At 72.0% G+C, this 9,007-nt stretch carries 4 protein-coding genes; 2 read left to right on the top strand and 2 right to left on the bottom strand.

The genetic code is table 11. The features are described from left to right. Nucleotide 1: 1 nt before the first annotated feature. Together FMP39_RS12610 and FMP39_RS12605 are read right to left on the bottom strand one after the other, a co-directional pair. Nucleotides 2-2,050: an FtsX-like permease family protein gene (locus FMP39_RS12610; RefSeq protein ID WP_228557937.1), complete on the bottom strand. Its 2,049-nt coding sequence runs from the start codon at nt 2,048-2,050 to the stop codon at nt 2-4. Between the two features lie 93 nt (nt 2,051-2,143). Then, complete coding sequence (locus FMP39_RS12605; RefSeq protein WP_228557936.1) at nt 2,144-6,319, bottom strand: SDR family NAD(P)-dependent oxidoreductase; 4,176 nt, start codon at nt 6,317-6,319, stop codon at nt 2,144-2,146. Between the two features lie 87 nt (nt 6,320-6,406). Between FMP39_RS12605 and FMP39_RS12600 the strand changes: the two genes are divergently transcribed. Together FMP39_RS12600 and FMP39_RS12595 are read left to right on the top strand one after the other, a co-directional pair. Then, a complete protein-coding gene (locus FMP39_RS12600; RefSeq protein WP_141590150.1) occupies nt 6,407-7,909 on the top strand; it encodes a class I SAM-dependent methyltransferase in 1,503 nt (500 codons plus the stop codon). Between the two features lie 115 nt (nt 7,910-8,024). Next, nucleotides 8,025-9,002: a fatty acid desaturase gene (locus tag FMP39_RS12595; protein WP_141590149.1), complete on the top strand. Its 978-nt coding sequence runs from the start codon at nt 8,025-8,027 to the stop codon at nt 9,000-9,002. Nucleotides 9,003-9,007: the final 5 nt, after the last annotated feature.

Below are 9,007 nucleotides of genomic sequence, written 5' to 3'. Positions count from 1 at the left end.
TTCAGCCCTCGCCCTTCCGCATGGCTTCGATGGGCTCCACCGCGCTGCCTCGCCACGCCGGTACCAATGTCGCCAGCAGCACCACGGCTGTCACCGCCACCACCACGGCCACGGTTCCGCCCAGCGACAGCGCTGGACGCAGCACCGGGCCGCCCAGGAAGAACTGCAGGGAGCCATCTTCCACCGCCACGCCGTCTCCGGTCGCAAGCCACAGCAGCGCCGCGCCCAGCACCGCGCCCAGGACGCTGCCGATACCGCCCAGCAGCGACCCTTCCAGCAGCAGCGAGGTGAAGACCTCGCGACGTTGCATTCCCACCGCGCGCAGCGTGCCGACCTCCGCCACGCGTTCCCGCGCCAGCAGCAGCAGCGTTCCAGCGGCGACCAACGCGACGAAGGAGGACATCAGCAGCGCGAAGAGCAGCAGCACCGCCTGGAGCATCACCACCAGACCGCCCAGCAGCCCACCCGCCTCCTGCCAACCCACCGTGGCCAGGGCTTCACCACCGGGCAGCGCGCGCATGCGGGCCGCGACGTCCTCGGCGGAGGCGCCGGGCGCCAGCACCACCGCGGCCTGCAACACCGTGCCGCGTGAGAGTTCGTCCTCGGAGAAGGTCTCCGGCAGGGCCCGGGCACGCTCGAAGACCGGGGCCTGTTCGGTGTGCGCCGTCTGCGCCTCCGCGTCCACGATGTCGGGCGGATGGAAGGCGTCCAGGGACTCGGGGGGCGCCATGGCCTCCCCTTCCATGCCAAAGGTCTCGAACAGCGCCCGCGCCTCGTCCTGCTGTGCCTGGGTGAAGCGGCCAGACAGGTGCCGCGCAGTGACGAGGTCCACCACGCTCATGGTGTTGACCCGGCCGTCGTCGCCGCCCAGGCCCCGGAAGCGGAAGATGCCGAAGACTCGCACTGGCACGGCGGTGCCACTCTCCAGCGGCGTCTTCAGTGACAGCACGTCCCCGGGCTTGAGCCGGTACAGCGGCAGCGAGGGCGCCAGCTCCCCGTAGAACTGTCCGAAGCGGGTGTCGAAGTTGGCGTCGTCCACCGAGAGGAAGCGCGCCAGCAGGGCCTCCAGTTCGCCCGGCTCGCCCAGCACGCGGGCCAGTCCGGCCTGGAGCGCCGTGGCGCGCTCGATGTCCAGGCGAGCCACCAGGTCCGGCACCTCCGCGACGTTGCGCTCCACCAGCGTTCGGAGCTGCTCGTCCTCCGCCAACGTGAGGCCCCGCTCGCGCTCGCGGCGCAGCGTGTCCATGCGCACGGCGATGGGGTGCTTGAAGTGCTGCTCGTACGTCGCGTGCCCCATGACGAGGCCCCGCGTCCCTGGCGGAGGAAGCTGCCCGGAGACGAGCTCGAAGCGCGGGAAGGCCCGGGCGAAGCGCGCCACGTCCGTGCCCAGGTAGTCCACCGGAAGCTCTTCACCCTCGCCCGCTTGCCGCGCCACGCGGTTCTCCAACACCTCCAGCAGGCCCTGTGGGTCCTCGGTGAGCCGCTCCCAGAAGGCGGGCTCGGCCGCGTCCCGCAGCACGCGCAGGTCATCGGCGAAGGCGGGCTCTTCCGCGAAGGCCTCGCTCCGGCGATCCGCGTTGCGCGCCACCCGCGCCAGCGTCAGCCGCAGGTCCTCGCCCAGACGGCGCAGCCGTGCGTCCCGGTCCTCGGAGGCCGGCGCCCGCGCCGCCTCGCGCAACACTGCCAGCTTTTCATCCAGGGCGTTGCCACGGAACACGGCGCCCATACCCAGCTCCAGCGGCACCACCTCCTGGATGCCGGGGAGGTCGCGCAGCCGAGGCTCCAGGGCGCCGTAGTCCGGAATGGGCTGCAGGTCCGGGACGCCCCCTGGCCCCACCACCACCTGGGGCGTTCCCGTGGAGGCGGCGGCGTAGACCTGGAGGTCCCCCGCGCCGCTCTCGATGAGACTTCGCCGCGTGCCATCATGGATGCTGCCCATCAACGACACGCCCGGCGTCAGCAGCGCCGCCGCGCCTGCCGCCAGCAGCCCCACCACCCAGCTTCGGGGGCGGGCCAGCACACTTTGAACGGTGAGCGACCACAGCGTCACGCAGACTCCTCGGTCCGGTGCCATGCCCGGGCAAGACGTATGCCCGGGTAGGTGGACGCTACAACGGACGGGACGGAGGGACTACCGCCTCGCTCACGTGGGCTCCAACACGCGCAGGAGCAGGTCCACCTGCGCGTCGCTGAGCACCGAGATGTCCAACTGCGTCAGGTCCACCACGCGCCGCACGTGCTCCGCCAGCGCCGTGGCCGTGGGGTGCTCGAACAGGGCCACCTCGCGCAGTTGCAGGCCGGTGCGCTCGTTGATGCGCGCCACCACCCGGGTGGCCTGGAGCGAGCTGCCGCCCAGCGTGAAGAAGTCAGAACCGACGCCCACGCCCTGGGCCCCGAGGACCTCGTGGAAGGCGTCCATCACCACCGTCTCGAATGGCCCGGCGGCGGCTCCGTCCCCCGCCCCCGAGAGGGCGGCGGCCAGGGCATCACGGTCCACCGCGCCGTCCGCTCGGCGGGGCCATTCCGGCAGGGGATGAAGCACCGCGTCGGAGAGTCCCACGGGCGGGATGTCTCCCGGCCGCTGCACCAGGAAGACATGGGCCGTGTCCAGGCGCTGCCCTTCGCCCAATCCCGCCTGACGCCAGGGCCAGGCCGACCCCACCACGCCTGACAGCAGATGCGCGGGCGCGTGCTCCACCGCCAAGGCCACGGAGGCCAGGGCCTGGGATGGCTCCAGCACCCGGTAGCCCGGCGGCGCGGCCCCCAGTGAGCGCGCGAGCCCCGTCTCCCGCACCTGGCTCAGTGATACCGCCACCGCGTGGCGGCCCTGTGCGGTCAGCCGCTCGGCGAACCGTTCGAGGAAGGCCGTGCCGGCGCAGTAGGCCGCGTGGCGGCCCGCGCCCAGCGTCCCCATCAACGACGCCGCGAAGACGCAGACGGCTTGGGGCCTGTCCTTCAAGACGGTCGCGATGGCCCTCGCGCCCAGTGCATGTGCGGCGGCGCCTTGTACCAGTGTCTCCGGCGTCTCGTGCTCCAACGCGACGGGCGTCAGCGTGCCCGCGAAGTGGAAGGCGCCATCGAGCGACTGACCGAAGTGCGCCTCCGCGTCGTGCACGGCATTCCGAAGCGCGACCTCGTTCGTGACGTCCACGGAGACATACTTCGCGGTGCCCAGCTCGGACTCCAGCGCCCTTGCCTCGGGACCATGAGGGCGCCGCCCCACGAGCAGCAGCCGGGCGTCCAGCCCCTGCCGCAGCTGACGTGCCCATTCACGTCCCAGGCCACCGAGCGCGCCTGTTACCAGATAGAGCCCTCCCCGCTTGAGGCGCTGGGGTGCCGCGAGCGGTGGCGGCGTCCATGGGGTGAAGACGCGCTCCCACCGCGTGCCTTCCCGCCACGCCACCTCGCGCGCGGCATCCTGGGAGGCGAGTTCGCGGGCGACAGCATGGGCGGTGGCGGATGCGTCCGCTGGCGTCCACACCACCCGCGCTTCCAGCCCCGGAACCTCCGCCGCGGCGCTCCAGAGCAGGCCCGGCGTCAGCAAGGCGGCCAGCGAAGCCGCGTCGTCCCCTCCCGGCTCCGGAAGCACCGCGAGCACGCGCACGACCGGAGCGCCCTCGCCTCGCTTGGACAGGGACTGGAGCGCATGAAGCAGTGGCGCCATGCGAGAGGCCACCGCCGCTTGCGGCACGGCATCCGAGGCCGTGCCCTGAGCAGGTGCGGCCAGATGCGCGACCGGCGCCGCCTGCATCGCGCCGTCCGAGGCCGTGCCCTGGGCAGGTGCGGCCAGATGCGCGGCCGGCGCCGCCTGCATCGCGCCGTCCGAGGCCGTGCCCTGGGCAGGTGCAGCAACGCCCCCGGACACGCCTCTGCCAGGCGCTCTGAAGGCAGCGTCCTGGAAGCGCACATCCGCAGCCGCCACCTCCCCGCGAAGCAAAGACTCACGGACCGCGGGCGTCTCCTGCGCCTCCGGCAGCAGCACCACCACGTCGTCACAAGGCACACGGCGCTCCGCAAGGGCCTCAATGGCACGAACGAGTTCACCGCTCGCCTCCGGCGCCACCCGCACCACCTCGCGGCCGTCGGCCTGTTCGCGCAATGCCTCGGCGAAGGCTTCGTCCGCGATGACGACCACGGCACCGCGCGTTCCCGCCCTGGACGCCAGCGGCCGAGGCACCCACCGGGACACCGCCAGGCACGGCGGCATCGTGGCGGGTCCGCCCAGGACGCGCAGCGCGCGGTGGTACTCGGCCTCCAGCTCGCCCGCCTCGAAACGGCGCCGCAGTTCGGTGCGGCCCCGCTTCCCCAGCTCCGTGCGCGGCACCTGCTGGCGCTCCAGGGGCAACAGGTGCGCGACATGGAAGCCGAGCACCCTGCCCACCTTCTCCCGGATGCTCCGCAGCAACTCCGCTAGCGGCGGCGCATCCGGCGTGGGCACGAAGCAGACAGCCAGTTCATCCGTCTGTGCCGTACCGCTCCGCGTCGGGCAGGCCACGGTGTACGACGGCAGCACGCCAGGCACCGACTCCACCACCTCCTCGATGTCCTGCGGGTAGACGTTGTTGCCGTGGAGGATGAGGACCTCCTTCTGGCGCCCCGCGATGGACATCTGCCCGTCCTGAATCACGGCCATGTCCCCGGTGCGAAACCAGCCATCGGCCGTGAAGGAGCGCGCGTTGAGTTCCGCGTCATCCAGGTAGCCGGACAGCACCTGCGCCCCCCGGGCCTGCAGGTGGCCGACCTGACCTTCGGGAACCACCGCGTCGGCGTCGTCCACCACACGCAGGGCCGCGCCCACCGGAGGCGGTCCCAGCTCCGTCGCCGCTTCCACGGGATGGGTCCGCACGCCCCGCGTCATCGAGAAGAAGGACGACGTCTCCGCCATGCCCCAGGCCGGGCACACCGCGTCCTCGCGCAGTCCGCTGTCGCGCAGGGGCTCGGAGAAGCGCCGGAGCGTCGCGGGCAGCACGGACTCGCCACCAGAGGCCAGCACCCGCACCTGCTCCAGCCGCCACGCGCGGCGCTCCTCGCGCTCCAGCCGGTCCGCCACCAGGCCGTAGGCGAAGTTGGGAGCCCAGCTCATCGTCCCGCCGAACTCCGAGAGCAAATCCAGCCAGCGCAGCACGTCCGCCAGGACGTAATCGCGCGCCACCAGTACATGGGGCGTGCGGGTGCGCAGCGCGAGCAGGTGGGGGTAGCTCGTCCCCGCCACGTGGTCCAAGGGCATCCAGCTCACGCCCACGTCCCCAGGCAGGTACCAACCGCCGGCCACCATCCCCTCGCCCATCGCCATCAGGTTGGCGTGCTTCAGCACCACGCCCTTGGGACGCCCGGTGCTCCCAGACGTGAAGGAGAGGATGGCGGGCGCCTCCGGGTCCACGGCCGCGAGGGGCCCCGGCTCCGCGCCTGACAGGGATTGCAGCGATAGGGCGCGCAACCCCGCCTCCGACAGCGGCGCCGTGGCCCTCGCCTCCGTGAGCAGCCACGGCGTCCCCAGCCGCTCCGACACCGAGATGAGCCGCGCGACACCAGGCTGCGAGCGATCCAGCGACGCCGGCAGCGCCAGCGGCACCGGCACGACGCCGCCGAGCGTGCAGGCCCAGAAGCCACGCACGAAGTCACCCGGGCGCTCCATCGCGAGCATCACCCTGTCACCCGCCTTCGCGCCCCGCGCCCGCAGACCGCCCCACAGCCGGAGCGCCTCGTCCCAGAGCGCGGCGAACGTCAGCGTCTCCCGCTGCCCCTGGACGTCGATGAAGGTGATGACATGTTCGGGCGCGTGCGCCACGGCCTGCTGGAGCAGCTCGACGAGCGTCCGCGGCGCTCCCGCGGGCATGCTGCGCGGTCCTGAATCGATGAGGGAAGGCCGGCCGCCCGCGTCCATCCGCGCCGCAGCCCGGGCCGAAGACACGGATGCCACGCCCCCTGACTTCAGTCGCAGTGCGGCGGGAAGCAAGGCGTCCAGCGGCGTGTGGACCTCCTCGTCCCGCCGGGTCCCCACGAGCGCCACCGCCTCGATGCCCTGCTGCCGGAGCGCGTCCTCCAGGGCCTGAAGCCTCGCGGGCACGGGCGGCATGCACTGGCGCAGCGCCGCCGCATCCACGTCGCCGGAATCGAGCCGGGGCAGCGCGTCCACCAGCGCCACGGCGGGCACATCCGGCCCCAGGCGCTCGTGAAGCAGTGCGTCCAGTTCAGCCGCTCGCACCGCGCGCCGAGGCACCACCCAGGCCACCTCGGGCGACACCCAGACGTCACGGACGCGCGCTTCCGCACGCAGGAACTCTTCGACGAGTTGCACCATCGACGCGCGTGATTCCATGTCTCAAGCGTATCAGAGCCGCTCCCGGCCCTGCCGCGAGGGAGCCGGGTTGCACCCGGAGGACGGGTGGGAACAAGCTGAGGGCCCATGGCCGCCCCCCACGAGCCCGCCTCCCTCGCACAGTCACTCCACTTCTGGGCGCGCAACGCCTCCAACGAGTCCGCCCTCTTCCAGACAGCGCTCCGGGTGGGACTCTTCGACGCACTCACCGTGGAGGGCCGTGGCGAACCACTGCCAGTGGAGACGCTGGCGGAGCGGCTCGGCTGCTCCGCGCGAGGACTCCGCTCCCTGCTGGAGCTGTTGGTGTGCCTGGACTTCGTCCGCATGGACGACGCGCGCCGCTTCAGCCTCGCGCCCCACACCGCCACCCTCCTGGGCGACGCGCCCTTCCGCCAGCAGCTTCAAGCCGAGCTCCCCTGGTGGGGCCCCATGGGGCTGCTGGCCGACGCCGTGAAGTCCGGCGAGCCGGTGGACTTCGAGGGACAGCGCTGGGACGTCCTCAGCCACCTGCGCGAGCGGCTGGTAGCTCCCACGCCGTTCGCCACTCCCGCGCACGAGGACTTCTTCGACCGCTTCACCCGCAGCGGCCTGCGTACCCAGGTTCTCCTGGCCGCGGGACAGAGCGGGTTGTTGGCGGCGCTCGCCGAGGACGTCCGCACGGAGCAGGCGCTGGGCGAGTCCACGTCCACGCGTGCCCCCGGGGCGCTGCTGGAAGCGCTGGCCGTGCTGGGAATGACGCGGCGCCAGGAGGATGGGTGGGCGCTGACACCTGAGGCGAAGACGCTGCTGGAAGGAAAGGCCCTGGCCTACCTGGTGCGCTCGCTGTCCGTGTCCGCGCGGTACTGGGAGGCCCTCGGACGCCTGGACGAGACGGTGCGCCATGAGCGCTACGTGCTCGACCTGAAGGACCCCGAGGTGAGCGGGCGCTTCTACGCGGACAACTCCCAGCAAATCACCGCCGTGTTCGCCACCCACTTCCAACTCAGCCGCCGCGCCGCGGCCACGCTCGCGGGCGTGCGTCCGCTGGAGGGCGCCGCGGTGCTGGACATCGGCACCGGCTCGGGCGTGTGGGGCGCGGCCTTCGCGCGCGCGTCGTCCTCCACACACGTCACGTACTTCGACCAGGCCATCGTGCTGGAGCAGGTGCGCCGCAACGTCGCGAAGCTGGAGGTCGCGGACCGGGCGCGCTTCTGGCCAGGGAACCTCTTCACCCAGGACTTCGGCGCCGCGGACTTCGACGTCATCATCCTCCCCCAGGTGCTCAACGTGCTGAGCCCGAAGGACGTCCCAGACATCTTCGCGCGCGTGGCCCGGGCACTGCGTCCGGACGGCATCCTCGTCATCGCCGAGTACGTGCTCAACGAGCGCCGCGACGGCCCCCTCGACCACCTCTACTTCGGCTTCCGTCGCTTCATGACGAACGAGGGCGACCTGCTGTCCGCGTCCGAGTACGCGAAGCTGCTCGCGGACGTGGGCCTCACCACGTCCGTCTGCATCCCCCTTCCCACCCAGGAACTGGTGTTCGCCGCGCGAGACGGCGTGGCCCTGCCCACCGCGCTGGCCCCACCGCCCCGGCCGCCTTCTGTCTGACACAGCGCGATACATCTGACACAGCGCGATACATCTCCGGCCCCTCGCCTTGCCCGGAGAAGGGTGCCCGGTTAGCGTTCCCTCCGTCCGCCCCCCTCGCCCCGAAAGGTCTCCCGTGAGCGCCGCGCCGCAGGAGGACAGCGACGCCCTGCCGTCCCCGGCCGCCCGGCCCGTGCGTGGCGTGCGCCCGACGTCTGTCGCCGCGAGGCTGCGCGCCGAATACGCACGAGAGGTCGCCGCGCTCGGCTACCACGCGCACTCCGTGCCCGGAGCGTTGGCCCACCTGGCGCTGCACCTGGGCCTGGCCGTGGCCATGGCGGCGGCGTTCGAGTTGCTGCTGCCACACGCGCCGCGCGCCGCCTGGCTCCTGTACCCGCTGATGGCCTTCCTCATCGCGACGCGCTTTCGCGCGGTGGGCAACATGCTCCACGAGGCGTGTCACGGCATGCTCGTGCGCGGCAAGCGCCACAACCGGAACCTGGGACACCTGCTGGCGGTGCTCGACCTGACGGCCCTGGACCCGTATCGCAGGGACCACTTCAGCCACCATCTCCACCTGGGTGACGCGGAGAAGGACCTGGACTTCCAGCCGCGCCGCCGCTTCGGCTTCGCGGACCCGGACCGGCCCTTCGTGAAGTCGCACCTGCTGCGTCCCCTGCTGCTCATCCACCTGCCCGCCTTCATCCGCCCGGTGTTGTTCCACCGCGAGGACCCGGTCTGGGTGACGCTGCTGCGCTGGAGCTTCATCGGCGGCCTGCTCGCCGTGGCGCACTTCGTCGTGGGCTGGGACGTGTTCCTGCGGGCCTACGTCATCCCCTACTTCGTCGCCTACCAGGTCATCCGCTACTGGTCAGACGCGGTGGACCACGCGGGCATCATCTCCTCCGCGGACGAGTTCCACCGCTCCCGCAATCACGTCTTCGCGTGGGGCTGGCTCAACCGGCTCGTCTTCCCGCGCAATGACGAGTACCACCTGACGCACCACCTCTTCCCCGCGGTGCCCACGCCCTTCCAGGGGCGCGTGCATCAACTGCTGCTGCGCGACGCGGACTATGCCGCGCGCGAGCATGCCTTCTCGTCCCTGACGCGGTAGCGCGG

The organism is Myxococcus sp. AB056, from assembly GCF_006547365.1.
In the GTDB taxonomy this organism is placed as follows: domain Bacteria; phylum Myxococcota; class Myxococcia; order Myxococcales; family Myxococcaceae; genus Myxococcus; species Myxococcus virescens.
The sequence above is the reverse complement of the archived record's forward strand: the minus strand, read 5'-3'. Positions and strand labels throughout refer to the sequence as shown.